Genomic DNA, 26,485 nt, shown 5'->3' with positions numbered 1-26,485 from the left:
ACGTCCGACCGCTCCCGTCCGACTTCGCCGTCCATGCCTCCCTCGCGAGCCGATGTCGGCCACACCTTCGACCTCGATCTCACCCCGGTCCGTCGTCCGGCTGCCCGCCGATCCCGTGTCCCGCACGCGCCCCCCGATCGACGCGAGGGCTCACCCGCCGCGTCGATCGGATCGCGTCGATCGGACATCGCCGCTGAGGCGCGACGATGTGGCGCGGGTGGGAAACGGGGCTAGTAGGACACCTGGGTCTGCGCGTTCAGCTCCTTGATCCTGACCTTGGAGGCCGGATCGGTGAGGGGGTCGTCGATGCGGAGCACGTCCAGGCCCCTGGTGATGTCACTCGAGTAGATGTGGCCGTTGTAGTAGTACGCCGACCAGGATCCGCCGAGCCCTGGGATCGGGCCCCGCTCGAAGAAGCCGATCTCCCGGGGCTTGTCCGCGTCGGTGAAGTCCCAGACGGACACCCCGCCCTGGTACCACGCCTGGACCATGATGTCCTTGCCCGGAACCGGCAGCAGCGACCCGTTGTGCGCGACGCAGTTCTCGTCGGCGGCCTGCTCCCTCGGGATCTTGAAGTAGCCGCGGAGCGTGAGCCTGCGGTCCTTGCCGAGGTCGTACACCGCGTTGGCGCCCTTGGTCTTCGGAGTGTTGGAGTCACAGGTCGCGCTGACGCCGCCGCCCAGCTCGTCCCCGAAGACGATCTTGGTGGCGTCGTTGTTGAACGTCGCCGAGTGCCAGATGGAGAAGTTCTCCTTGTCGCTCACGCGCTTGAGCACCTTGGGATTGACCCGGTCGGCGATGTCCAGCAGGAACCCGTCACCGAAGCAGGCCGCGGCGGCGAGGTCCTTCTCGGGGTAGGCCGTGAGGTCGTGGCAGCCGCCGATCCCGTCCTCGGGGAGCTGACCGGAGAGCACCGGCTTCGAGACCACCTTGGCGGTCTCCGGAGCCTTGACGGGCACCTCGACCACGGAGAGCTTGTTGTGCGGCGCGGGGCAGGTCGTCGACTCGGGCTCCGGGCCGGGGGAGGAGATGTAGAGGTAGACCTTGTCCGAGCTCTTGCCGGGCACGAGGGTGTGCGTGTGGGAACCGCAGTCGGTACGGACCGCGGAGACGAACCTCGGGTGGCTCTTGTCCGAGATGTCGAAGATCCGGATGCCCTCGAAACCGTCGGACTCCGGCTCTCCGCGCTGGGCGTCGCACTCGGTGCCGGCCCGGACGGAGTCGATCGAGAGGAACAGCAGGTCCCCGCTCACCGAGATGTCGTTCTGCTCACCGGGGCAGAGCACCCGGCTGACCACCGAGGGGCTCGACGGCTCGGAGATGTCGAAGACGGTGAAGCCCTCGAAGTTGCCGACGAACGCGTAGTCCCCCTGGAAGGCCAGGTCGGTCCCCCATGCCTGGGGCCCGTCGAGCGGGGCGCCGGGAGGCACGTTGGCCACATGCGTGATGTTGTCGCTGTGGATGCCGTCACCGGAGACGCCGGGAGCGGAGGTCGTCTGCCCCGTGGAGCTCGGGCTCTCCTCCGGCGTGGCCGGAGGGGCCGAGGTGGCGGCGGACGGCGGCGAGGCCGCGGGAGTCGGGTCCGCCCCGCACCCGGCCACGAGAAGTAACCCGGCCAGGCCGAATGCCACGATCGGTCGCACGGTGCCCCCAATATGTCGGTCCACTTGCCCCATTATTGAAGCTATGCGGAGGATGCGTGTGCCGAGTCAGGTTATCGCCATGATCATGGTGGCATCGGTTCTCGGTGGATGCGCGGAGACCGGATCGGAGCGGCCTGCCCCGCTCGTCGCCGAATCCGGCGCGCCCGTGATCATTCCTGGCGGCCCTGGGGAGAGCGGTCGCACGGCGAGACCGGGCGAGAGGCTGGGAGAATCCGAGGCGCGCGTCACCGCGGCCGACGTGAGGTTCGCCGAGGGCATGATCCCGCACCACCGGCAGGCGCTGGAGATGGCGGAGCTGGTGCCCTCCAGGTCGTCGTCCCCCTCCCTGCGAAGGCTCGCCGAGCGGATCACCGCCGCGCAGCGACCCGAGATCGCGGCCATGACCTCATGGCTGAAGACGGTGGGAAGGACTCCGGGCGAGCACGGCGACCACGACGCGCACACTCTCCCGCTGGAGGAGATGAACCGGCTCAGGGCGGCCAGAGGGCCGGCCTTCGACACGCTCTTCCTCGCCCTCATGATCACCCATCACGAGGCGGCGGTCACGATGGCCGGGCTCCAGCTGCGCGAGGGCGCCGACCGGGCCATGCTGGCCACCGCCAAGGACGTCGTGGCGGGTCAGGGCATCGAGATCGCCCGGATGCGGGACCTGCTCAAATCCGGAACCTGATGTGCCCCCGGCCTGGGGGAGGGCGTCGCGGACGATTCCGACAGCCGGGCAGCCCCCCGCGGGGCGCGGGTCAGGAACTCCAGAGCATGTTGCTGAGCTCGGCGTCGAGGTCCATGAAGTCGGTCTCGCGACCGGCGGGGACCAGCTCGTAGGTCCGGTGCAGGAACTCCGTGAGCGGGGCCAGCGGCACCTCGAACAGGGCCTGGCCGAACGGCGAGGTGAGGCTTATGTGCAACGTGCGCTCGCCGTCGGCGCGCGCCGGCCACACCTGGACGTCCCCGTCGCCGACCCGCCGCACGATGCCGACCGTCAGCAGCTCGCGAGCGAAGATCCACTCGACGGGCTCGTCGTTGCCCACGTGGAAGGCCATCCTGATCGCGTACGGATCACCGGCCGTATAGCTGAGTCCGGCGAGCAGGGGGACGGTGGTACGGTCGGGGACCACAAGCCGAAGGCCTAGCTCGGCAGAGACGGTGGAGCTGTTCATCGTCAGCCAAACCTTTTTCGTCGTCGGTCCCCTCTGCGGGGCTTTCACTGCTCTCACTGCTACGAACGGCTTCGTCCCTCGCGAGCTACCACGCGGAACAAAGAAACCTGTAGGAAAGATTCCGCCTCCACGCCCTTCTGTAACACACATCACAGCGCGACATTTGGGCATCTACCTGGCTAAACATCACCAACAGGGCCGTATTTGCAAGGGTTTTGCGTCTCGTTTTGGTCACCGTCGACTCCCCGGCGGGGCGTCTCGGGTGATTCGGGTCGAGCGCGGGTCGTTCGGTGCTTCTACGGATCAGGACGATGCTATGACACCGTAGCCCCCCGCCGGATGCATCCTCAGACCTTTGCCTCCCGACCGTGTCGTCTTTCAAGATCATTCTAGTGGCGAACACCGCTTCGCGAGTGCTCCCGGATTGCTGTATGGTTTTCCACGTCGGCACCGTGAGGGGCCGCACAGGGCGGGCGATTAGCTCAGCGGGAGAGCGCTTCGTTCACACCGAAGAGGTCACTGGTTCGATCCCAGTATCGCCCACACTAGCAAGAAGCAGGTCAGGGCCCCTCGGCTGACACCAGCCGAGGGGCTTTCCTCTGTCCAGGAAGGGCCCGCGTGGCGGGCCGTGATCGAGATGGCCTGGGCGGGGCCTCCAGCCCTCCAGACCCTCATGCGATCAGGTGGGCGCCCCGAGCTCCTCCGTGCGTGCCTCAAGTAGCGGGAACGGCCGAAAACGGGCGTGCGGGCTGTTCTCCCCTCCGCTGGATCAAGGCGCGGCAGGGATAACCTGAGGGCCTCGACGACAAGGACGGGCGGATTGGCATACCTGTACGAGACGACACGGGTGGATCACAGCGACCTCGCCGGCGGCTCCGTTCTCCACTCCGCCCCCGGCATGCCCGCCTTCCCGGTACGGCTCGCCGCCGAGATCTTCCAGCGAGCCCTGGCCCTGCGCGGTGGCGCGGATCCGGCCGTGGTGTGGGACCCCTGCTGCGGGAGCGGCTACCTGCTCACCGTGCTGGCCCTCCTCCAGCGCCCGCGCGTCAAGGCGCTGCTCGCCTCCGACCTCTCCGAGGACGCACTCGGTGCGGCACGGGCCAACCTGGGCCTGCTGACCGAGACCGGGCTGCGAAGCAGGGCGGCGGAACTGGCGGACCGGGCGGAACGCTTCGGCAAACCCGGCTACGCGCAGGCCGCCGAGGCGGCGGAGCGGCTCGCCCGCCGACTGGCCGCGGGCGGCGGCCCGGTGCCTCACCGGCTCCGGCGGGCCGACGTCTTCGATCCCGCCCAGCTGGCCGCGGCGATCGACGGCCACGAGCCGGACATCGTGATCACCGATCCGCCCTACGACGAGCAGACCAACTGGCAGGGAGGCCATCAGGACAAGAACCTGCCGGCGATGACGGTGGCGCTGGGGGAGGTCCTGCCGCCGCACACGGTGGTCGCCGTGGCCGTCCGTGGCCGTCGCGTGCCCGTGGGGGCGGGTGTCCGCCCCCGTCAGCTGATGCGGATCGGTACCAGAGCGGTCGCCTTCTTCGCCGCCGCCGACCTCACCGCCGCCGGCCGGTCCTCGCAGCGGTGATCCGCTGCCGGGACGCCTCGTAGAGGATCGCGGTGGCCGCGTTCGCGGCGTTCAGCGAGCTCGCCGCCCCGGCCATGGGGATGCTCACCATCGTGTCGCACGCCTCGCGCCATGTGCCGCTGAGCCCGCTGGTCTCGTTGCCGACCAGCAGGAGCGTCGGCTGGGTGAAGTCGAAGTCGAAGATGTCGCGGTCGCCGTGCTCGTCGGTGCCCACCACGACGATCGGCTTACCGCGGTCACGCTGCGCGGCCACCCAGCCGAGCACGTCGCTCGGCGCGGGCACCCGGACGGCGGGCAGGGAGAACAACGAGCCCGTGCTCGCCCTGACCGATTTCGGGTCGTACACGTCGGCGGCGTGACCCGCCACGATCAGCCCGTGCGCGCCCAGGGCGTCAGCCGAGCGGATGATGCTGCCGATGTTGCCGGGGCTCGTCGGGCGGTCGAACACGACGCCCAGGAAGTCGTCCCCGACCGCGATGCGGCCGAGGTCGTCGGCGGGCATTCCCACGACGGCGACGGCCTCGGGCGGTGCCTCGTTCTTCTCGCCCAGATCCGCCAGCATCTCGGGATCCATCGCGATCCGCTCGACCCGCACCGTGCGCAGCAGTTCCTCCAGCCACTTCGACGGGTCGCGCTGCCCGTTGTGGATGAGCGCGTGGACGGGCCAGCCGTGTTTCACCGCGAGCGAGATCGGACGGACCCCCTGGACCAGGAATTCGCGGGCCCGGGTCCGCTTGTTGCGGTTGGTGAGCAGGGACTCCCACTGCTGGAACCGAGCATTTCGCGTGGTGATTCGCCGAATCGCCGGCACGTGTGTCCTCATCGGTCGTAGCGGGTCGCCGTAGGCGGACTCGCTGGTCGGCAGCCGTCTGACGGGTGGGCACCTCTGTGGCCTTGGGCCCCGCCGAAAGGCAGTGCTCCGCGACAGGATCAGAGTTTACGGAGTGGCCCGCGAGACCGTACTGCGACAGCTCGCCCACCGGCTCGTCGGCATCCTCCACGGCCGCCTCGAAACCGGCAGGCTCCGCGATGAGGCGACCGCCCGGTCGCCTCATCCTTGAATCGCCACGACTCGGCACGGTTACGACCTGGATGTCTTTCAGCCCGACTGACCACTCCAGTGGGCCACCCTATGCCTTCGCCGCGCTCTCACCGCCCCCAGCGCGGGCGGTCCTCTTTGGCGTCCGGGACAGGTGGCCGGCCGGGCAGCACAGAAGGGTCCGGGGCAAGGTGAACCGGCCTTCTCGACCCGTTGACGCGGCCGTAGCACGTATGTAACCTTTGGCCAGCGAAGTGCAAAAATATTGCAAAGTCCCGTTAAATTCTCTCTATTCTCCGCAACTTGCGGCAGTGATGTGCTGCTTCGGCGCATCTCTCCCACCCCTTCGGAGAGGTCCCAGGTGACGTCGTCCTCGGCATCGCGCGGCCGTTCGCCGCCCTGGCAGCCGGTTGCGACACTCATCGCCCTCGTGCCGACCTGAACGGCCGTCGACGGCAGTCGAAGGCAGTCGAAGGCAGTCGAAGGCAGGGCGCCGTGGCCCGCGCCCGGCGGAGCGCCCCGGGCCGCGACCGGTCAGGGCCCGCGATCCCGGACACCTCCCGTCCGGGCCTCATCGAAAGATCCGACGTTCACCGTCGCTCGTCCCGCCGGCCACCTCCGCAGGAAGGACCCCGGCGTAACGGCGACCAGCACCCCCCAGCGACGAACGAGGCACGGCTCACGGCTCGGCCGGCACAGATCATCCGGCCGGCCCGCCGGATTCCGAGGACCCGGAACAAGAGGACCGGGGATCGGCGCCTTGTGGGCGAAGCACCCCCGGGTGCCGAGCGCGTCGCGTGGCGGAGGCCGCGGCCTCCCTCCCGACCCTGTCGTCCCAGACGAGAGATAGAGGAACGCGATGAGAAAGCACTACTTGGCGTTACGGCTGATGGCGGCGACGGCCGCGACCAGCCTGCTCGCTCTGGCCGGGGCGGTCACCGCACCGGCCTCGGCGGCGGCCGGCCCCAACCTGGCGGTGGGGAAGGCGGCCTCCTCCAGCAGTGTCAACGCCCCCTACGGCGCGGGCAACGTCACCGACGGCAACGCCACCACCTACTGGGAGAGCAGCAACAACACCTTCCCGCAGTGGGTTCAGGTGGACCTCGGAGCCGTGACCAGCGTCAACCAGGTCGTCCTGAAGCTGCCGCCCGCGGCGGCCTGGAACACCAGGACGCAGACCCTGTCGGTGCTGGCGGGCACGAGCGCCACGCCCACCACGACCGTCGCCGGTTCCGCCGGCCGCACCTTCGACCCGGCGACCGGCAACACGGTGACGATCGACTTCGCCACGACCAGCGCCCGCTACCTCCGGCTGAACATCACCGCGAACACGGGCTGGCCCGCCGGTCAGCTCTCCGAGTTCGAGGTGTACGGACCCGGCTCCGGCGGTGACACGACACCGCCGAGCACGCCGTCGAACCTGGCCTACACCGAGCCGGGCTCGGGCCAGATCAGGCTGACCTGGAACGCCTCGTCCGACAACGTCGGCGTGACCGGATACGACGTCTACGCCAACAACGCCCTGCGCGCCAGCGTCGCGGGCAACGTGCTGACCTACACCGACACCCAGCCGGCCACCGCGACGGTCTCCTACCACGTCAAGGCCAAGGACGCCGCGGGCAACCAGTCGGGAAACAGCAACACCGTCACCCGTACGGGCAGCACCCCGCCGGGGTCGAACCTTGCCGTCGGCAAGGCGATCACCGCCTCCTCCTCGGTCTTCACCTTCGTGGCCGCCAACGCCAACGACAACGACACGGCGACCTACTGGGAGGGCAACGGCGGCAGCTACCCCAACACGCTGACCGTGAGCCTCGGCGCGAACGCCACCCTCAGCTCGGTCGTGGTGAAGCTGAACCCCGACAGCGTCTGGGCGACGCGCACGCAGAACATCCAGGTTCTCGGGCGAGGACAGGGCTCGACCACCTTCACCACCCTGGCCGCGGCGGCGAACCACACCTTCGACCCCGCCTCGGGTAACACGGTGACGATCCCGGTCAGCGGCGCCTACGCCGACGTCCAGCTCAGGTTCACCTCGAACACCGGCGCCCCCGCCGGGCAGGTCGCCGAGTTCCAGGTCATCGGCACCCCGGCGCCGAACCCGGACCTGACGATCACCGGTGTGACCGCGTCCCCCGCGTCCCCCGTCGAGACCGACTCCGTCACGCTCTCGGCCACGGTGCGCAACGGCGGCTCCGCTGCCTCCGGCGCGACGAACGTCAACTTCTACCTGGGCACCACCAAGGTCGGTACCGCCTCGGTCGCCGGGCTGGCCGCCGGAGCGTCCGTCACGGTGTCGGCCGCCGCCGGTCCCCGCGACGCGGGCAGCTACCCGCTGAGCGCCAAGGTCGACGAGGACGACACCGTCATCGAGCAGAACGAGTCGAACAACACCTTCACGAGCTCCGCCCCGCTCGTGGTCAGGCCGGTCGACACCTCCGACCTGGTCGCCACGACCGGCTGGACCCCCGGCAACCCGGCCGTGGGCAACGTCGTCACCTTCTCCGTGGCGATCAAGAACCAGGGCACACTCGCCTCCGCGAGCGGCGCCCACGGCATCACCCTCACCGTGCTCAACGAGGCGGGCACCGTCGTCCGTACCCTGACCGGCTCCCACAGCGGCGTGATCGCGCCGGGTGCCACCACGAGCCCGGTGAACCTGGGCACCTGGACGGCGGCGAACGGCAAGTACACCGTCAGGACCGTCCTCGCCGACGACGCCAACGAGCTGCCGGTCAAGCGGGCGAACAACACCACCGTCCAGCCGCTCTTCGTCGGTCGTGGCGCCAACATGCCGTACGAGATGTACGAGGCCGAGGACGCCGTCGTCGGCGGCGGGGCGGCGGTGGTCGGCCCCAACCGCACCATCGGCGACGTGGCGGGTGAGGCGTCGGGCCGCAGGGCCGTGACGCTGAACAGCACGGGCAGCTACGTCGAGTTCACCACCAAGGCGAGCACCAACACCCTGGTCACCCGTTTCTCCATCCCCGACGCCCCGGGCGGCGGCGGCATCGACTCGACGCTGAACATCTACGTCAACGGCACCTTCCTCAAGCCGATCAACCTGACGTCCAAGTACGCCTGGCTGTACGGCCCCGAGGCGGGCCCCGGCAACTCGCCGGGCTCCGGCGGGCCGCGGCACATCTACGACGAGGCCAACGTCATGCTGGGGACCACCGTCCCGGCAGGCAGCAAGATCAGGCTGCAGAAGGACCCCGCCAACACCACGACGTACGCGATCGACTTCATCAACACCGAGCAGGTCTCGCCGATCGCGAACCCCGACCCCGCCAGGTACACGACCCCCACCGGCTTCACCCACCAGGACGTGCAGAACGCCCTCGACCGGGTGCGGATGGACACCACCGGCACCCTGGTCGGCGTCTATCTCCCGGCGGGCACCTACCAGACGGCGAGCAAGTTCCAGGTCTACGGCAAGGCCGTCAAGGTCGTCGGCGCCGGTCCCTGGTACACCCAGTTCCGGGCGCCCGGCAACCAGGACAACACCGACATCGGCTTCCGCGCCGAGGCCAGCGCGAACGGCTCGTCCTTCGCGAACTTCGCCTACTTCGGCAACTACACCTCCCGCATCGACGGGCCGGGCAAGGTGTTCGACTTCGCCAACGTCGCCGACGTGGTGATCGACAACATCTGGAACGAGCACATGGTCTGCCTCTACTGGGGCGCCAACACCGACCGGGTGACGATCAAGAACTCCCGCATCCGCAACATGTTCGCCGACGGCATCAACATGACCAACGGCAGCACCGACAACCTCGTCAGCAACAACGAGGCCCGCGCCACCGGAGACGACAGCTTCGCGCTGTTCTCCGCGATCGACGCCGGCGGCGCCGACATGCGCGGCAACGTCTACGAGAACCTGACGTCGATCCTGACTTGGCGGGCCGCGGGCGTCGCGGTCTACGGCGGGTACGACAACGTCTTCAGGAACATCTACATCGCCGACACGCTCGTCTACTCCGGCATCACGATCAGCTCGCTGGACTTCGGCTACCCGATGAACGGCTTCGGCGCCAGCCCGCCCACCAGGTTCGAGAACATCTCGATCGTCCGCGCCGGCGGTCACTTCTGGGGGCAGCAGGTCTTCCCGGCGATCTGGGTCTTCTCCGCCTCCAAGGTCTTCCAGGGCATCCGCGTGAGCAACGTGGACATCGTGGACCCGACCTACGGCGGCATCATGTTCCAGACCAACTACGTCGGCGGCCAGCCGCAGAACCCGGTCACCGACACGATCTTCACGAACATCTCGATCACCGGTGCCAGGAAGAGCGGCGACGCCTTCGACGCCAAGTCCGGCTGGGCCGTCTGGGCGAACGAGATGCCCGAGCCGGGCCAGGGACCGGCGGTCGGCTCGGCCACGTTCAACAACCTCCGGATGAGCGACAACTTCCAGAACATCAAGAACACGACGTCGACCTTCACGATCAACGTCAACCCGTGATCCCGCGGGAGACCCGAAAGAAGGCCGAAACAAAGCAGCCGAAATAAGACAGCAGGGAAGCAAGCCGGTGTCGCCGGGAGGACCGACCCTCCCGGCGGCACCTTCCCCCGCTCCCTATCTCGATCGAAATCTCTATCGAACCGGTCCATCCCCGCTGGATCGCTCCGTCACCGCCGAACCGGCACACGGCCCGCCCCACGCCGACGCCCCCGGTTCCGTATGGCCCGGTATGGCCTGGTGCGGTGCCGGGCGCCTCCCGCGGTTGCGGCCTGTTCGTCGCCGACCGGCGGGAAGATCCTCGTACACTGTCCCGATGGCTTCCCCCGAGAACGGCCCCGAGGCGAGCGACGCGTCGCGGGTCCTGCAGCGCGTCTTCGGCTACGACTCGTTCCGGGAGGGCCAGCAGGAGATCATCGAGCATGTCGTCTCCGGAGGCGACGCCCTCGTGCTCATGCCGACCGGTGGCGGCAAGTCGCTGTGCTACCAGATCCCCGCCCTCGTGCGGAAGGGCACGGGAGTGGTGATCTCACCGCTCATCGCGCTCATGCAGGACCAGGTCGACGCCCTGACCGCCCTCGGCGTACGGGCCGGGTTCCTCAACTCCACCCAGGACTTCGAGGAGCGCCGCGCCGTCGAGTCGGCCTTCCTCTCCGGAGAGCTGGACCTGCTCTACCTGGCGCCGGAGCGCCTGCGGGTCGACGCGACGCTGCGGCTGCTCGACAGCGGAGTGATCTCGCTGTTCGCGATCGACGAGGCCCACTGTGTGGCCCAGTGGGGGCACGACTTCCGGCCCGACTACCTCGCCCTGTCCGCGCTGCACGAGCGCTGGCCCGACGTGCCGCGCATCGCGCTGACCGCGACGGCCACCAAGGCCACCCACGCCGAGATCGCCTCCCGCCTGAACCTGGAAGAGGCCCGCCACTTCGTGGCGAGCTTCGACCGCCCCAACATCCAGTACCGCATCGCCCCCAAGAACGAGCCCAAGCGGCAGCTGCTGGAGCTGTTGCGCACCGAGCACGCGGGCGACGCGGGCATCGTCTACTGCCTGTCGCGCAACTCGGTCGAGAAGATCGCCGAGTTCCTGGTGCAGAACGGCATCGAGGCGCTGCCCTACCACGCGGGGCTCGACGCCCGCGTCCGCGCCGCCAACCAGGCGCGTTTCCTGCGCGAGGACGGCCTCGTCATGGTCGCCACGATCGCGTTCGGCATGGGCATCGACAAGCCCGACGTGCGCTTCGTCGCCCACCTCGACCTGCCCAAGTCCGTCGAAGGCTACTACCAGGAGACCGGCAGGGCCGGGCGCGACGGCCTGCCCTCCACCGCGTGGCTCGCCTACGGACTCCAGGACGTCGTGCAGCAGCGCAAGATGATCGACACCTCCGAGGGCGACGACGCCCACCGGCGCCGCCTGGCCACCCACCTGGAGGCGATGCTCGCCCTGTGCGAGGCGGTCGAGTGCCGCCGCGTGCGGCTGCTCGCCTACTTCGGCCAGGAGGGCACCGCTTGCGGCAACTGCGACACCTGCCTGTCGCCCCCGGAGTCGTGGGACGGCACGGTCGCCGCGCAGAAGGTCCTGTCGACCGTGTTCCGGCTCATGCGCGAACGCCGCCAGAAGTTCGGCGCCGGTCAGATCATCGACATCCTCCTCGGTAAGAAGACGGCGAAGGTCATCCAGCACGACCACGACGGGCTGACGGTGTTCGGCATCGGCACGGAGCTGAGCGAGGCCGAGTGGCGCGGCGTGGTCCGCCAGCTGCTGGCGCAGGGACTGCTCGCCGTCGAGGGCGACTACGGCACGCTGGTGCTGACCGAGGCGAGCGCGGAGGTCCTGGGCCGCAGACGCCAGGTGCCACTGCGGCGCGAGCCGGAGAGGGCGCCGCGCGCCGCCAAGGCCTCCCGGTCCTCGGCGGCCTCCACCTCGCGCCGGGCCGATCCCGTCGAGATGCCACCGGAGGCGGTCCCGGTGTTCGAGCTGCTCCGCGCCTGGCGCGGAGCCACCGCGAAGGAGCAGGGCGTGCCCGCGTACGTGATCTTCCACGACGCGACCCTGCGCGAGATCGCGACCAGGGCGCCCTCGTCCCTGGCCGAGCTGGGCACGGTGAGCGGGGTGGGGGAGAACAAGCTGGCCAAGTACGGGCAGCAGGTTCTCGACACCCTCGCGGGATCCGCAGGGGAGTCCGAGGGCGGCGAGGAAACCCTTCTGGAGTTCCCCTGAGATAGAATCGGGCGAATTCGGGCCTGATGGCCCGCGCAGTGAGACGCATAGAGGAGCCTGGAGGCTGTCGTCCGCCTCCGGGCTCCTCGCATTGGCGGACCCCCGTGGCCGCGGACTCCCGAAAGAGGACGATCGTTGGCTGACAGAAGGAACGACCCGGTGGTGGTCGTCGGGCTCGGCCGCTTCGGCAGCTCCCTCGCGGTCGAGCTGTTTCGCAGGGGCACCGAGGTGCTGGCGATCGACAACCGCCCCAAGGTGGTGCAGAGCCTGGCGGGAAAGCTCACCCACGTCGTCGTCGCGGACTCCACCGACATCGAGGCACTGCGGCAGATGGGGGTGCCCGACTTCTACCGGGCCGTGGTCGCGATCGGCACCGACCTGGAGTCCAGCATCCTCACCACGTCCCTGCTCGTCGAGCTGGAGATCGAGGACGTCTGGGCCAAGGCGATCAGCCGCGAGCACGGCCGCATCCTGGAGCGGGTCGGCGCCCATCACGTGATCCTTCCCGAGCACGACATGGGGGAGCGGCTGGCCCACCTGCTCAACGGGCGGATGCTCGACTACATGGAGGTGGACGGCGACTACGCGGTGGTCAAGACCCGTCCGCCCCGCGAGTACGTCGGCGTGCCCCTGGGCGAGTCCAACCTGCGGCGCAAGTACGGCGTGACCGTGGTGTGCGTGAAGGGCCAGTACGACGAGTTCACCTACGCCGACGCGGGGACCGTACTCGGGTACGGGGACGTCATCGTCATCGCGGGCAAGATCGAGCAGGTGGAGCGGTTCACCGAACTCCCGTGAGCCCCCCGGCCTCGCGCCGTGCGCCCCCGACTCGCCGTGCCCGGGTCGCCGTGTGTTCGCCGCGAGCGATCTAGACTGGGCGAAACTTCCTAGAACGGAGTTCGGTAACGATGCGATTCGGACTGTTCCTCAGCGGCTCCCAGAAGCCGGACGCGCTCGGTGACGTACGGGAAAGCATCGCCCGCGGGGCCGATGACGGCTTCTCCTCCGTCTGGATGTCCCAGACGTTCGACCTCGACGCCCTGACGGCGCTCGCCGTGGCCGGAAGCCAGGTGCCGGGGATCGAGCTCGGCACCGCCGTCGTCCCGACCTACCCGCGCCACCCGGCGGTCCTCGCCCAGCAGGCGCTCACCGTCAACGCCGCCCTCGACGGGCGGCTCGCCCTCGGTATCGGTCTCTCGCACCAGATCGTGATCGAGGGCATCTACGGCATGAGCTTCGAGCGGCCCGCCCGCCACATGCGCGAATACCTGTCGATCCTGATACCGCTCGTACGCGGGGAGAACGTCTCCTTCGAGGGGGAGACCCTCACGGCACGGCTGGGCCTGAACACGCCGGGGCCGAGGGACATGCCCGTGCTCATCGCCGCCCTGGCCCCGAGGATGCTCAGGCTGGCCGGGGAGGTGGCGGACGGCACCGTGCTGTGGATGACCGGCGCCAAGACGGTGGCCGAGCACGTCGCCCCCGCCGTCACCGAGGCCGCGCGGGCCGCGGGGCGCCCCGAGCCGAGGATCGTGTGCGCGCTGCCCGTCTGTGTCACCGACGACGCCGAGGCGGCGAGGGCACTGGCCGCCGAGCGATTCGAGATCTACGGCCAGCTGCCGTCGTACCGGGCGATGCTCGACAGGGAGGGCGCCGCAGGGCCCGCGGATGTGGCGATCGTCGGAGACGAGGACGAGGTGTCGGCGCGGATCGAGGCGCTCGCCAAGGCCGGGGTCACCGACTTCGTCGCCGCCGAGTACTCCCCGGGCACCCGGACGCGGGAGTTCCTCAAGAGCCTCCTGTGAAGGCTCCTCCGCCCCTGCCGCCCGGCGCCCCGCGCGAGCGGCCGTCGGCGACGCCGATCCTCTGAGGGCTCTTTCTCTCCCGCCACCCACGTAGGGGGCGGTCCCGCTCAGACGCCGAAGGCGCTCAGGGCCGCCCACGCCGTCCCCGCCCCGACGGCGGTCCCCGCGGCGACCTGGGCGGGTGTGTGGTGGGTGAGCCTGACGCGCGCCCAGCACACCGTCGCCACGACGAGCGCGCCCGCGACCAGCGTGGGCGCGGCGGGCAGCACATGGGCCAGCACCACCACGGTGCCCGCCGACACGGCCGCGTGGAAGGAGATCTTCCACCGGAAGGTGATCGGGACCGTCACCGCGAGCGCGGCCAGCATCGCGGTCACCGTGGCCACCAGAAGCCGGGGGGCACCCAGCAGGATCAGCAGCGTCAGCGCGACGACCACCGAGGCGACCGCGACCAGCAGCGGAACCGTACGGCTCGACCGGTCGACCAGGTGGTGGGAGTCGAGGCGTCCGGAACGGACCCCGTTCAGGATCACCAGGGCCGGGATCCCGCCGCACAGGGCCGAGGCCACCAGGCCCCAGACCGCACCGGGCCAGCCGTCCGCCATCAGCCCGACGAGCGGAGGCAGCCCGATGACCAGCACCTGCGGCGCGAACAGCCCGGTCACCCACCGGGCCACCGCCCCGGCCATGTTCTCACCGTTCTCACCGCTGCCACCGATCTCACCGTCGCCCGCCATCCCCTGACCGGTCATCCGAATCCTTCCAGCGCGGACCGCCCCCGTTCGGGCGTGAGGGTCGTGGCCCCAGTGGCCCCGGCTGCCCCAGTGACTCAAGCGGCCCCAGTGGCTCAAGCGGGCCCCAGCGGACCCGTGGGGCCACTCTGTCAGCTGAGGGGCCCGCGGACGAACATCCGCGAGCCCCGCGCGGGACGAACCGGAGAGGTGTCCCCGCACCTCGCGAGGACGGCGGGCCGTGCTCCCGGAGCGGCTCCCGGACGAGAGCCGACGATCAGACGGTCAGTCGTTGGCGTGCAGGACGCTGTTGAGCTCCACGCTCGTCCCCGTACGGGGCACGGCCTCGACCGCGCCCGAGGTGGAGTTGCGGCGGAACAGCACACCGGAGGCGCCGGAGAGCTCGGACGCCTTGACCACCCGTCCCTCGGGCCCTTCCGCCGGCAGGACCACCTTGGTCCCGGCGGTGACGTAGAGGCCCGCCTCCACGACGCAGTCGTCGCCCAGGGAGATGCCGACGCCGCTGTTGGCACCCAGCAGGCAGCGCCGCCCGATGGAGATGACCTGCTTGCCGCCGCCGGACAGGGTGCCCATGATCGAGGCACCGCCGCCGACGTCCGACCCGTCGCCCACGACGACACCCGCCGAGATGCGGCCCTCGACCATGGAGGTGCCGAGCGTGCCGGCGTTGAAGTTGACGAAGCCCTCGTGCATCACGGTCGTGCCGCTCGCCAGGTACGCGCCGAGACGGACCCGGTCGGCCTCGGCGATCCGGACGCCGGTGGGCAGCACGTAGTCGACCATCCGGGGAAACTTGTCCACCCCGTAGACGGTCACCTGACCCCGGGCGCGCAGGCGGAGCCGCACCTGCTCGAAGCCCTCGACGGCGCACGGCCCGTGGTTGGTCCACACCACGTTGCTGAGCAGGCCGAACAGCCCGTCCAGGTTCTGGCCGTGCGGCTGGACGAGGCGCGACGACAGCAGGTGCAGGCGCAGGTAGGCGTCGTGGGCGTCGGCGGGGGCCTCCGACAGCTTCGCGATGCCGGTGCGCACCGCGACCACCTCCACGCCGCGGTCCTCGTCGGGGCCGAGGAGCGCGGCGACCTCGGAACCGAGTTCCTCGGCCGCCTCCCGCTCGGTCAGCCGCGTGGTGCCCGGCGAGGGGGGCTCGCCCAGCCGCGGGGACGGGAACCACGTGTCGAGCACGGTTCCGCCGGAGGTGATGGTCGCGATGCCGGCCGCGTAGGCGCCGGAGGTCTGGGCTGCTGCGTTCACGCCGACCAAGCCTAGCCAAAGCAGCCGCAATGGCAGTACGCCGAGGGAGCGTCGGGCGTGTGCCCCGTCCCGTCCGGCGGTTAGCCTGACGGCCATGTTGCAGGGGATCGACGTGTCGAACTGGCAGGGCGCCGTCAACTGGGGCGCGCACGCGAGGGGCGGGGTCTCCTTCGCGTTCGCCAAGGCCAGCGAGGGGAGCACCTTCACCGACAAGTGGTTCGCCACCAACTGGAACGGCATGCGCGAGAGCTGGATCGTCTGCGGCGCCTACCACTTCGCCCGTCCCGCGGGAGACCCGGAGGCGCAGGCGGTGCACTTCCTGCGGATCGTGCGGCGGGCGGGGCTGCGCAGGGGGGACCTGCTCGCCCTCGACCTGGAGACCAACGATCACCTACCGGCGCAGCGGGTGGCGCGGTTCGCCCGCGTCTGGTGCCAGGCGGTCGTCGCGCTCGCCGGGGTCAAGCCGGTGATCTACACGTTCCTGTCGTTCGCGCGGAGCGGCAACTGCGCCGGGCTGGAGCCCTATCCGCTGTGGATCGCCGCGCCCGACCACCCCCGGGGCAGGCCGGAGGTGCCGAGGCCGTGGGACAGGTGGACGATCCACCAGCACTCGAACAGGCCCCTCGACCGCAACGTCTTCCGCGGCACCCGGGCCGAGCTGACCTCCCTGGGCTACCGCCGGAGCCGCGACGCCTGAGAAATCGCGTTGCCGACACCGGTAGCATCGATTCCCAGACCATTCGTCGACCTCTCCCAGGGAGCAACAGTGTCCGCCGTGCCAGAACTTCGTGTCACCATCGCCGGAGCAGCGCGTGTGGTGGCGGGAGGCACGACGTACGGAGAGGCGCTGGAGGCGGACGGCCGCTCGGTGGTCGCCGCCCGCGCCAACGGCGAGCTGAAGGACCTCGCGGCCCCGGTGGCCGAGGGCGACGTGATCGAGCCGGTTCCCGCGGGCAGCCCCGACGGGCGCGCCATCGTCCGCCACTCCACCGCGCACGTCATGGCCCAGGCCGTCCAGGAGATCTTCCCCGAGGCCAGGCTGGGCATCGGCCCGCCGGTCGAGAACGGCTTCTACTACGACTTCGACGTCAAGGACCCGTTCACCCCCGAGGATCTCAAGCGCGTCGAGAAGCGCATGCGCGAGATCGTCAAGCAGGGGCAGCTCTTCTCCCGCAGGCCCGTCTCCGACGAGCAGGCCGCCGAGGAGCTCGCCTCGGAGCCGTACAAGCTGGAGCTGATCGGCCTCAAGGGCGGCGCGGCCGAGGAGGAGAGCGTCGAGGTGGGCGGCGCCGAGCTCACCATCTACGACAACCTCGACGCCAAGACCGGTGAGCTGCGCTGGAAGGACCTGTGCCGCGGCCCCCACGTGCCGACCACCCGGTCCATCCCGGCGTTCAAGCTGATGCGCTCCGGCGGCGCCTACTGGCGGGGCAGCGAGAAGAACCCGCAGCTCCAGCGGATCTACGGCACCGCGTGGGAGTCGCGCGAGAAGCAGGACGAATACCTCCACCTGCTGGAGGAGGCCGAGAAGCGCGACCACCGCAAGCTGGGCGCCGAGCTCGACCTGTTCTCCTTCCCCGACGAGCTGGGCTCGGGCCTGCCGGTCTTCCATCCCAAGGGCGGCGTGATCCGCCGCGTGATGGAGGATTACTCGCGCAGGCGGCACGAGGAGGCGGGATACTCCTTCGTCAACACCCCGCACATCACCAAGGAGAACCTCTACAAGATCTCCGGTCACCTCGACTGGTACGCCGACGGCATGTTCCCCCCCATGGAGCTGGAAGGCGCGAGGTACTACCTCAAGCCGATGAACTGCCCGATGCACAACCTGATCTTCCGGGCGCGCGGACGCTCCTACCGGGAGCTGCCGCTGCGGCTGTTCGAATTCGGGACGGTCTACCGCTACGAGAAGTCCGGCGTGGTGCACGGCCTCACCCGCGTGCGGGGTCTCACCCAGGACGACGCGCACATCTACTGCACCCGCGAGCAGATGCGCGACGAGCTGAGGTCGCTGCTGCGCTTCGTGCTCGACCTGCTGCGCGACTACGGCCTCGACGACTTCTACCTGGAGCTGTCGACCAAGGACCCGGTCAAGTTCGTCGGCAACGACGAGGACTGGGAGGAGGCGACCGAGACCCTGCGCGAGGTCGCCGAGTCCGAGAAGCTGGAGCTGGTGCTCGACCCGGGCGGCGCGGCGTTCTACGGGCCGAAGATCTCCGTGCAGGCCCGTGACGCGATCGGCCGCTCCTGGCAGATGTCGACGATCCAGCTCGACTTCAACCTGCCTCAGCGCTTCGAGCTGGAGTACCAGTCGACCGACGGTTCCCGGCAGCAGCCCGTCATGATCCACCGGGCGCTGTTCGGCTCGATCGAGCGCTTCTTCGGCGTCCTGGTCGAGCACTACGCCGGCGCGTTCCCCCCCTGGCTCGCGCCGGTCCAGGTGGTCGGCATCCCGATCGCCGAGGCCCACGCGCCCTACCTCCAGGACCTGGCCAAGAAGGCCCGCGAGCGGGGCATCAGGATCGAGGTCGACGCCTCCGACGACCGCATGCAGAAGAAGATCCGCAACGCCCAGAAGTCCAAGGTGCCCTTCATGCTCCTGGCGGGCGACGACGACATCGCCAACGGCGCGGTCTCCTTCCGCTTCCGCAACGGCGAGCAGAAGAACGGGGTGCCGGTCGACGAGGCGATCGCCGAGATCGTCGACGCGATCGAGCGCCGCGTCCAGGTCTGAGCACTCTGGGCGGCGGAAGGTCTCCCGTGGAGGGCTCGGAAACCTTTCCACGGGGGGCCTGAGGCGCCCACGGGCCTTTAGCCCCGGCGGGCCTTCTCGGAGGCTCGGGAAGGCCGGGGGGAGGCGCGAGACGACGGTAATCGGCGTGGCAATATGCTGGCGGCCATGAGCAACGAGCCGGAGGCGCAGCACGGAGCGGGGACACCGGACGCGTTCCAGAGACTCTGGACCCCCCACCGGATGGCGTACATCAAGGGGGAGGGTAAACCGGCGGGTTCCGGCCCCGAGGACGGCTGCCCGTTCTGTGAGATCCCCCGTATGAGCGACGAGGACGGTTTGGTCGTCGCGCGGGGAGAGAAGGTCTTCGCACTGCTCAACCTCTACCCCTACAACTCCGGCCACCTGATGGTCTGCCCCTACCGGCACGTGCCCGACTACACCGACCTGGACGAGGCCGAGACCTTCGAACTCGCCGACTTCACCCGGCGGGCGCTGGTGGCCCTGCGTAAGGCGAGCGGCGCGCAGGGCTTCAACGTGGGCATGAACCTGGGAGGCGTGGCGGGCGCCGGGATCGCCGCCCACCTGCACCAGCACGTGGTGCCCCGGTGGGGCGGCGACACCAACTTCATGCCCGTCGTCGGCCAGACCAGGGTGCTTCCTCAGCTGCTGCGCGACACCAGGGAGTTGCTCGCCGGCTGCTGGCCCGGCTCCTCGTAGCGCGGCACGTCCTCGTCCAGCGCCTTGATGCCCGCCGACAGCGTCAGCGGCACGGCGAGCGCCAGCGCCATGGACAGCACCGCGGCCCCCGAGTCGTTGACCAGCATGCCGACCACCCCGCTGACCAGGGTGCCGATCAGCCCTGCCCGCAGCGCGGGGGAGTGCGCGAACGCGGCGGGCAGCACCCCCGCGCTCGCCTGCTCCGGGCGGAGCAGCGCGTAGACGAGGAAGGCCACCGCGGCGATCACGACGGGCATCAGGTTGGGGTTGAGCAGTGTGCCCAGCATCGCGCCGAACTTGCGGCCGATCACCTCCAGGGCCTCCCCGGTGAACACCTGGCCGACGAAACGGCCCAGATGCGTCTGCGAGCCCGCGGGACGCAGATAGTCGAGGTAGGCGATGGACATCACGATGACGCCGCCCGCCACGCAGAACGCGCCCAGCTTGACGATCGAGACCCGCCTGCCCGCGATCAGCAGCGCGGTCACCGCGATGCCCGGCACGAACGCGATCACCCCGCCGAAGTCGCTGCCCACGCCCGGCCAGCCGCCCAGGATCATCGCGAAACCGCCCAGCGCCGCCACGACGGCGGCCGCGACCACGCTCGCGCGGCTCCCGCCCATCGGGTGAGCCGACACGACGGCGACCGTGGCGCCCTCGTGCGCGGGTCGATCCACCACGGGGGCATCGGCGTGACCGCCGAGAGCCGGCCGGTCCACCGGCGCGTCCGCGCGGTCGGCGCGGTCGGCGCGCGTCAGCCGGTGCGCGATCGTGGCGGCGAACAGCAGCACCGAGGTGGCGAAGAGCGCGAACGGGATGTTGCCCAGCCCGTAGTAGCGGGCTCCGACCACGGCGCTGTAGCCCATCACGCTGTTGAGCTGCAGGGTCGTCCCGGTCAGCAGGTCGCCCGCCAGCACCGCCGCGGTCACCCCCGCCACCACCGCCAGCGGCCCGAGCGGCGCCCGGCGCCAGGGCCCCGCCAGCGCGGTCGCGGCCAGCAGCAGCGCGCATCCGGCGATTCCGCCGACCAGCGCGAGCACCGGCGAGCCCGCGTGATGCCAGGGGGTGAGGTTCACCAGGTACGTCGACACGGGCACCGAGGCCAGCGCGACCGCGGCGACGCGGATACCGCTCAGCCCTCGCCTGCGGCGCATCAGCAGGAAGGCGACCAGGTAGAACGCGACCTGCAGCACCGCGACGGTGGTGAAGAAGATCCCACCCACGTTCCTGATCGTCTCCCCGGCCACGTCGGCCCGATCCAGCGCGACCCGCGCCGTCTCGGTGCCGCCGGTGCGCCTCTCGGCGGCCTGCCAGGGAACCCCGATCACACCCGGCGGCGCCGCGACGCCCGTCAGGGAGAGCATCGTCGCGGTGATGTCCGGCAGGATCGTGGTGTCGTCGCGGTGAGTGGAGGCCGCGCCCAGGAAGCGGCCGGAGACGTCTGCGTCACGCATCATCGCCACCCGCAGGTGCGGGTTGCCGCCGTGGTCGGACAGGCCCGCCAGCAGCACCCGGGTGTCCTCGGGCAGCATGCTCAGCACCGCCCCCGCCTTGGCGTCGGCGAGGCGCAGCGCCGCGGCCCGCTCCCGCGCGGTGAGCCCGTCCTCCTCCCGGGGCAGCCGGTCGCCGGTCAGGTACGGCCTGATGAGGTCGTCGACGTCGACGGCGATCACCCGGCACCCGGTGAGCGCGTCGGCGCGGATCTGGGCGGGGGAGGGGGCGTACACGTCGACCCTGCCCGAGCGGTCGGCGAGCGCGAGCGCGGCCCCGGGGCCGATCGCCAGTGTGCACTCACCGGCGGCGTGAACGGCCTCGCCGAGGGCGCCCGCGTTGCGCTGGCCGGCGACCCGGTGCAGGTACTCGTAGCCGGGGATGACCGCGCCCGCCTCGTCGGGCTCGGGCAGCGGGGGGAGTCCGCAGCCGTAGCCGACCGCGGACCTCACCCCCGCCGACACCGTCAGCCACCCGTCGTAGGGGCAGGTGACCCTGCCGACCGTGCGGACCGAGAGGGAGCCGACCGCGCTCCGCCCGGCGAGCTGCCACAGGTTCGGGGTGCCGGTGGGGCTGAGGTCACTCCACCGCAGGCCGGGAATGCCGATCAGCACCACCCGTCCGTCCACTCGAGTGGCGGACTGCGCGGCCCCCGGCCACAGCAGGCCCAGCACCACCGCGAGCGCGACAAGCGTCCGCTTCACGAACGACCTCCCCTTCAGGCTCCTGCCAGGTGCTGGAACCGTAGGGCAAGATCGTGTCACCGGTCCAGCGTGTCAGGAGACCGGCGGGGATCGGGTTCTCAGGTCCCGTTCTTGGCCGTGGTGGGATCGCTCTCGTTCTGCAGGCGGTCCAGGGCGGTGACCAGGTAGGTGCCGCCACCCGTCGCGGTGAAGGTCTGGCGGTCGCCGGCCGCCGCGGGCACGACCGCGACCAGGTTGCGGGCGTCGGCGATGGCGCAGTCTCCGGGCTTGCCCGAGGCGATCCGGTAGACCGCGTACGAACGGGCGTCAGGAGAGCTCTTCCAGCCGAGGGAGGTGCCCTGGAGCCGCACGTCGGCGGGCTTGGCCGGAGCCTGGCCGCCGCGGTCCTTCATCAGCGGCAGCAGCGCGGGGCGGCTGTAGTGGTCCTTGGCGACGCGGTCGATCGCTCCCAGCGGGTTGGTGGCGAGCTGCTTGGCGCTGAAGTAGACATCACCGGTGACCTGCTCGTACTTGCGGTTGCGCGTGAGGTGGGAGGACATCTCGCCGGGCTTGGTCCAGGCGGCCGTGTCGGTGGCGCCGACACGGTACAGGCCCTGGCCGATGTAGAGGTGCACGCCGGTGCCCTTGACCTCGTTGGCCCACCACGGCATCAGGACGTCGTAGTCGGCGATCTTGAGCCCGCGTGGCCAGTACAGCTGCGGGATGACGTAGTCGACCGTGCCCTTCTTGATCCAGTGACGGGCGTCGGCGTAGATGGCGTCGTACGCGGACATACCGCCGGTGGCCGAACCGCTGGGGTCTTCGGCCTTGTTGCGCCAGATCCCGAACGGGCTGACACCGAACTTCACGCTGTTCCTGACCTCGTGCACGGTCTTGTCGACCTGCGCGATCAGCTTGTTGACGTTGGCGCGGCGCCAGTCGGCGAGGGTGGCGCCCTTGCCGTACTTGGCGAAGGCGGCGTCGTCGGCGAACTTCGCGCCCGCCACGGGATAGGGGTAGAAGTAGTCGTCGAAGTGGACCCCGTCGACGTCGTAGCGGGTCACCACGTCCTTGACGACCTTGGTGACATAGTCGCGGACCGCGGGCAGGCCGGGGTTGTAGTAGGCCAGACCCCCGTATTTCACGATCCACTCGGGGTGGAGCCGGGCGGGGTGCCTCGCGGGCAGCTTGGACAGGTCGCCGTCGGCGGACGCGCGGTAGGGGTTGAACCACGCGTGGAACTCCAGGCCGCGCCGATGGGCCTCGGCGACGAGGAAGGGCAGCGGGTCCCAGCCGGGGTCCTTGCCCACCGTGCCGGTCAGATACTGCGACCACGGCTCCAGATCCGACTTGTACAGCGCGTCGGAGGCGGGACGGATCTGGACGAACACCGCGTTGAACCGCCGCTTGACCGCGTCGTCGAGGATCTTGACGTACTCGGCCTGCTGGCGGGCCGGGGACAGGCCGGTGCGCGAGGGCCAGTCGATGTTCTTGACCGTGGCGATCCACACTCCGCGCAGCTGCCGCTTGGGATACTTCGCGTCGACGTCGCAGCGCGCCGAGGCGGCGGTCGTCGCGTCGGCCGTCTCGGACGAGGCCGCCGAGCTCTTGTCGCCCTTCGGCCGGGCGGGTGCGGCCTCGGGACCGAAGGTGTAGGCGGCCCCCGTGGTCAGGACGGCGAGGGCGGCAGCGGCCAGAAGAGGGCGTCCGTTTCGCATGGTTCCCCAGTGTGGCACCAGCACCGGTGTGCTCTGACCGGAAAAACGAAATCCTTTCGTGATGACTCCGTTACATGAGCGTATGTTGTGACGGGCGTGCCGGACGGTGCGCCCTTCCTGTGAGGTGGGGCACCGTCCGGCACACCCGTCACCGCTCTGTCAGCCGGTGATTTTGTCCATCAGATGTGGGGGAAGCGGCTCGTAACGCAGGAAGACCCGCTGGAACGTCCCCGTCCCGTGCGAGATGGATCTCAGATCGATCGAGTATCGCGTGATCTCCAGCTCGGGCACCTCGGCCCTGACCAGGGTGCGCCCGACGCCCACCGGCTCCGTGCCGAGCACGCGGCCCCTGCGCGAGGACAGGTCGGACATCACCGCGCCGACGTGGTCGTCGGCGATCAGGACGGACACCTCGTCCACCGGTTCGAGCAGCAGCATGGGCACCTTGGCCGCGGCCTCCTTCAGCGCGAGCGCCCCGGCGATCTGGAACGCCATGTCGGAGGAGTCGACCGAGTGGGCCTTGCCGTCGTACAACGTGACCCGCACGTCCACCATGGGATAGCCGGCGAGCACGCCGCGCTGCATCTGGGTGCGGACCCCCTTCTCCACCGAGGGGATGAACTGGCGCGGCACCACACCGCCGACGACCTTGTCCACGAACTCGAAGCCGCCGCCGGACGGCAGGGGCTCGACCTCCAGGTGGCAGACGGCGAACTGGCCGTGGCCGCCGGTCTGCTTGACGTTGCGGCCCAGGGCCTGGCAGCTGCCGCCGAAGGTCTCCCTGAGCGGCACCCGCAGTTCGGTCTTCTCCACCTCCACGCCGTGCCGCCGGCTCAGCCGGTCGAGGAGCACGTCGGTGTGGGCCTCGCCCATGCACCACAGCACGAGCTGGCGGGTCTCGGGGTTGTTCTCCAGCCTGAGGGTGGGGTCCTCGGCGACCAGCCGCTGCAGGGCCTGGCTCAGCTTGTCGTCGTCGGCCTTGGACCTGGGCTGGATCGCCACCGGCAGCAGTGGCTCCGGCATGGACCAGGCCGTCATCAGCAGCGGGTTGTCCCGGTCGGACAGGGTGTCGCCGGTCTCGGCGCGCGACAGCTTGGCCACCGCCGCGATGTCCCCGGCCACGCACTTGGGGACCGTCCGCTGGTGCTTGCCCAGCGGCGAGGAGAGCGTGCCGATGCGCTCGTCCACGTCGTGGTCCTCGTGTCCGCGGTCGGACAGGCCGTGCCCCGAGACGTGCACCGTCATGTCCGGGCGCAGCGTGCCGGAGAAGACCCGCACCAGGCTGATCCTGCCCACGTACGGGTCGCTGGTGGTCTTGACGATCTCGGCGACGAGGGGGCCTTCGGGGTCGCAGGTGATGCCGGAGACGGGCTCGCCGCCGATCGACATGATCTCGGGCATGGGGTGCTCGGGCGGCGAGGGGAACCCCTGGGTGACGAGCTCCAGGATCTCCAGGGCGCCCACGCCCGCCCCCGCGGCCAGCACGGGGTAGAAGCCGCCGCGCGCGACGGCCTTCTCCAGGTCCTCGATGAGGGCCTTGGTGTCGATCTCCTCGCCGGAGAGGTAGCGGTCCATCAGGGACTCGTCCTCGCTCTCCTGGATGACGCCCTCGATCAGGGCGCCCCGGTAGAGCTCGATCTGGTCGGCGTAGGCGGGGCCGGGGGAGTTCTCCGTCCGGGTGCCGGTCGCGTAGTTGTAGAACCGCTGGCTCAGCAGGCCGATCAGGCCGTTCACCCTGCCGTTGGTCACCACCGGCAGGTAGAGCGGCGAGACACCCTCGCCGAAGGCCTCCTGGCAGGCGCCGAGGGTGTCCTCGAAGTTCGCCCGCTGGTGGTCGATCTTGGTGATCACGACCGCGCGGGGCATCCCGACCGCCGCGCATTCGTCCCAGATCATCCTGGTCAGGCCGTCCACGCCGTCGACGGCCGAGACGACGAACAGCGCCGCGTCGGCCGCGCGCAGTCCGGCGCGCAGGTCGCCGACGAAGTCGGCGTAGCCGGGCGTGTCCAACAGGTTGATCTTGATGTCGTTGTGGACCACGGGGGCCACGGTCAGGTTCACCGAGCGTTGCTGGCGCACCTCGACCTCGTCGAAGTCGCTCACGGTCGTGCCGTCCTCGACCCTGCCGGGCCGCTGGACGGTCCGGGTCGCGGCCAGCAGCGCCTCCACGAGCGTTGTCTTCCCGGAGCCGGAATGGCCGACCAGCACGACGTTTCGTATCATGTCCGGCCGGTCGGCCGTGGGTGCTCTCCCCGCGGCTCCCGCTGTTCCGCCGGTCGCTCTTTCCGCCACATCGCCTCCCGCGTCGTTGCCGAAGGGGCCGCGGCCTGGTGGGGCCACACCCCCGGGGTCCGCTACCGAGTGCTCACGGTTCTCGCGTCGGGTAAATCGCGTGGACTCGGTCTGTTCACCAAATACCCATGTGGCGAATATCACAAGAGGGGTGAGGGGATCCTCTTGCCAGAGTGAGACCGGATCGCTAAGTGTCGGGGTCGTCCCGGCCGCCCCCGTGAACGCCGTTTCTCCGGAACGCGCCGCCCCCACCGCCGCCGCACGCGCGGGGGCCGGGTGGCCTACGATCGGAGCGCGATGTTGAAACTTCTGCGCCCCGCCGTCACCAGGCTCTTGACCCCGCTGGGCAGGGCACTCACCCGCCACGGGATCAGCCCCAACGCCGTCACCGCCGTCGGCACGCTCGGCACCGTCGCCGCGGCCCTGTTCTTCTACCCGAGGGGCGAGCTGTTCGCCGGTACGATGGTGATCACCTTTTTCGTGCTGGCCGACCTCCTCGACGGGGTGATGGCCAGGATGACGGGCTCAGGAAGCACCTGGGGCGCCTTCCTCGACTCCACCCTGGACCGGGTCGGCGACGCCGGCATCTTCTCCGGGCTGGTGTTCTGGTTCGTCGTGAGCGAGCAGCGGGTGCTGGCGGGGGTCGCGCTCTTCTGCCTCGTCGCGGGGGCGGTGGTCTCGTACGTCAAGGCCAGGGCCGAGGCGTTGGGCATGACGTGTGACGTCGGCCTCGCCGAGCGGCCCGAGCGCCTGGTCGTGGGCCTGGTCTCCGCCGGTCTGGGCGGTCTGGGCGTGCCCTACATCCTCGCCGCGGGGCTCTGGCTGCTCGCCGTCGCCAGCGCGGTGACGGTCGGCCAGCGCCTGCTGCACGTGCGCCGGCAGGCCGTCTCCACCCCGCCGCGGACCCTCCGCTGACC

The 26,485-nt window shown here is 70.1% G+C and carries 18 protein-coding genes and 1 tRNA gene; 11 read left to right on the top strand and 8 right to left on the bottom strand.

Going from position 1 to position 26,485, the window contains the following annotated elements:
• Positions 1–230: 230 nt before the first annotated feature.
• The gene (locus AB0B96_RS34905) at positions 231–1,631 is read right to left on the bottom strand and encodes a hypothetical protein (RefSeq protein WP_362905699.1); all 1,401 of its coding nucleotides are present in this window, start codon (positions 1,629–1,631) and stop codon (positions 231–233) included.
• 97 nt (positions 1,632–1,728) lie between these two features.
• Between AB0B96_RS34905 and AB0B96_RS34900 the strand changes: the two genes are divergently transcribed.
• A complete protein-coding gene (locus AB0B96_RS34900) occupies positions 1,729–2,334 on the top strand; it encodes a DUF305 domain-containing protein (protein ID WP_362905697.1) in 606 nt (201 codons plus the stop codon).
• A 70-nt stretch (positions 2,335–2,404) separates the two neighbouring features.
• Here the strand turns inward: AB0B96_RS34900 and AB0B96_RS34895 are convergent, their stop codons facing one another.
• The gene (locus AB0B96_RS34895) at positions 2,405–2,821 is read right to left on the bottom strand and encodes an SsgA family sporulation/cell division regulator (protein WP_350949129.1); all 417 of its coding nucleotides are present in this window, start codon (positions 2,819–2,821) and stop codon (positions 2,405–2,407) included.
• 471 nt (positions 2,822–3,292) lie between these two features.
• On the opposite strand from AB0B96_RS34895, the gene AB0B96_RS34890 reads away from it, so the two are divergent.
• A tRNA-Val gene (locus tag AB0B96_RS34890) sits at positions 3,293–3,364 on the top strand.
• A gap of 277 nt (positions 3,365–3,641) precedes the next feature.
• Entirely contained in the window at positions 3,642–4,406 is a 765-nt protein-coding gene (locus tag AB0B96_RS34885; RefSeq protein ID WP_362905695.1) for an rRNA methyltransferase, read from the top strand.
• Here the strand turns inward: AB0B96_RS34885 and AB0B96_RS34880 are convergent.
• Positions 4,375–5,217 (bottom strand): TrmH family RNA methyltransferase, encoded by an 843-nt coding sequence (locus AB0B96_RS34880; RefSeq protein WP_362905693.1) that lies wholly within the window; start codon positions 5,215–5,217, stop codon positions 4,375–4,377. The genes AB0B96_RS34885 and AB0B96_RS34880 overlap by 32 nt on opposite strands.
• Positions 5,218–6,304: 1,087 nt before the next feature.
• On the opposite strand from AB0B96_RS34880, the gene AB0B96_RS34875 reads away from it, so the two are divergent.
• From AB0B96_RS34875 to AB0B96_RS34860, 4 genes are all read left to right on the top strand, one after another.
• A complete protein-coding gene (locus tag AB0B96_RS34875; RefSeq protein ID WP_362905691.1) occupies positions 6,305–9,907 on the top strand; it encodes a discoidin domain-containing protein in 3,603 nt (1,200 codons plus the stop codon).
• Positions 9,908–10,220: 313 nt separating this feature from the next.
• The gene (gene recQ / locus AB0B96_RS34870) at positions 10,221–12,122 is read left to right on the top strand and encodes a DNA helicase RecQ (RefSeq protein WP_362905689.1); all 1,902 of its coding nucleotides are present in this window, start codon (positions 10,221–10,223) and stop codon (positions 12,120–12,122) included.
• A 135-nt stretch (positions 12,123–12,257) separates the two neighbouring features.
• Positions 12,258–12,920 (top strand): TrkA family potassium uptake protein, encoded by a 663-nt coding sequence (locus AB0B96_RS34865; RefSeq protein ID WP_350949134.1) that lies wholly within the window; start codon positions 12,258–12,260, stop codon positions 12,918–12,920.
• Positions 12,921–13,030: 110 nt separating this feature from the next.
• Positions 13,031–13,927 carry an LLM class F420-dependent oxidoreductase gene (locus tag AB0B96_RS34860; protein ID WP_362905687.1) on the top strand — a complete coding sequence of 299 codons (897 nt, stop codon included), beginning with the start codon at positions 13,031–13,033 and terminating at the stop codon, positions 13,925–13,927.
• A gap of 107 nt (positions 13,928–14,034) precedes the next feature.
• On the opposite strand, the gene AB0B96_RS34855 is transcribed toward AB0B96_RS34860, so the two are convergent.
• Both AB0B96_RS34855 and dapD read right to left on the bottom strand, forming a co-directional pair.
• On the bottom strand, positions 14,035–14,679 hold the full coding sequence (locus tag AB0B96_RS34855; protein ID WP_362905685.1) for a hypothetical protein: 645 nt from the start codon (positions 14,677–14,679) through the stop codon (positions 14,035–14,037).
• Between the two features lie 264 nt (positions 14,680–14,943).
• Positions 14,944–15,933 (bottom strand): 2,3,4,5-tetrahydropyridine-2,6-dicarboxylate N-succinyltransferase, encoded by a 990-nt coding sequence (gene dapD / locus AB0B96_RS34850; protein ID WP_362905683.1) that lies wholly within the window; start codon positions 15,931–15,933, stop codon positions 14,944–14,946.
• A 94-nt stretch (positions 15,934–16,027) separates the two neighbouring features.
• On the opposite strand from dapD, the gene AB0B96_RS34845 reads away from it, so the two are divergent.
• From AB0B96_RS34845 to AB0B96_RS34835, 3 genes are all read left to right on the top strand, one after another.
• Entirely contained in the window at positions 16,028–16,630 is a 603-nt protein-coding gene (locus AB0B96_RS34845; protein ID WP_362905681.1) for a glycoside hydrolase family 25 protein, read from the top strand.
• Between the two features lie 69 nt (positions 16,631–16,699).
• On the top strand, positions 16,700–18,667 hold the full coding sequence (gene thrS, locus AB0B96_RS34840) for a threonine--tRNA ligase (RefSeq protein WP_362905679.1): 1,968 nt from the start codon (positions 16,700–16,702) through the stop codon (positions 18,665–18,667).
• 165 nt (positions 18,668–18,832) lie between these two features.
• Positions 18,833–19,384 (top strand): HIT domain-containing protein, encoded by a 552-nt coding sequence (locus AB0B96_RS34835; RefSeq protein WP_350949140.1) that lies wholly within the window; start codon positions 18,833–18,835, stop codon positions 19,382–19,384.
• On the opposite strand, the gene AB0B96_RS34830 is transcribed toward AB0B96_RS34835, so the two are convergent.
• The 3 genes from AB0B96_RS34830 to AB0B96_RS34820 all read right to left on the bottom strand — a co-directional run bounded on the left by AB0B96_RS34830 (position 19,327) and on the right by AB0B96_RS34820 (position 25,568).
• Positions 19,327–21,579 carry a hypothetical protein gene (locus AB0B96_RS34830; RefSeq protein WP_362905677.1) on the bottom strand — a complete coding sequence of 751 codons (2,253 nt, stop codon included), beginning with the start codon at positions 21,577–21,579 and terminating at the stop codon, positions 19,327–19,329. The two genes, AB0B96_RS34835 and AB0B96_RS34830, sit on opposite strands and share 58 nt — an antisense overlap.
• Positions 21,580–21,677: 98 nt before the next feature.
• Positions 21,678–23,276 carry a family 10 glycosylhydrolase gene (locus AB0B96_RS34825; protein WP_362905675.1) on the bottom strand — a complete coding sequence of 533 codons (1,599 nt, stop codon included), beginning with the start codon at positions 23,274–23,276 and terminating at the stop codon, positions 21,678–21,680.
• A 159-nt stretch (positions 23,277–23,435) separates the two neighbouring features.
• Positions 23,436–25,568, bottom strand: coding sequence for an elongation factor G-like protein EF-G2 (locus AB0B96_RS34820; protein ID WP_362905673.1), 2,133 nt, complete (start codon positions 25,566–25,568; stop codon positions 23,436–23,438).
• A 297-nt stretch (positions 25,569–25,865) separates the two neighbouring features.
• On the opposite strand from AB0B96_RS34820, the gene pgsA reads away from it, so the two are divergent.
• Positions 25,866–26,483 (top strand): phosphatidylinositol phosphate synthase, encoded by a 618-nt coding sequence (gene pgsA, locus AB0B96_RS34815; RefSeq protein WP_350949144.1) that lies wholly within the window; start codon positions 25,866–25,868, stop codon positions 26,481–26,483.
• Positions 26,484–26,485: the final 2 nt, after the last annotated feature.

It is taken from the genome of Streptosporangium sp. NPDC049046 (genome assembly GCF_040649155.1).
Taxonomy (GTDB): Bacteria; Actinomycetota; Actinomycetes; order Streptosporangiales; family Streptosporangiaceae; genus Streptosporangium.
This window is presented reverse-complemented; position numbering and strand designations above follow the sequence as displayed.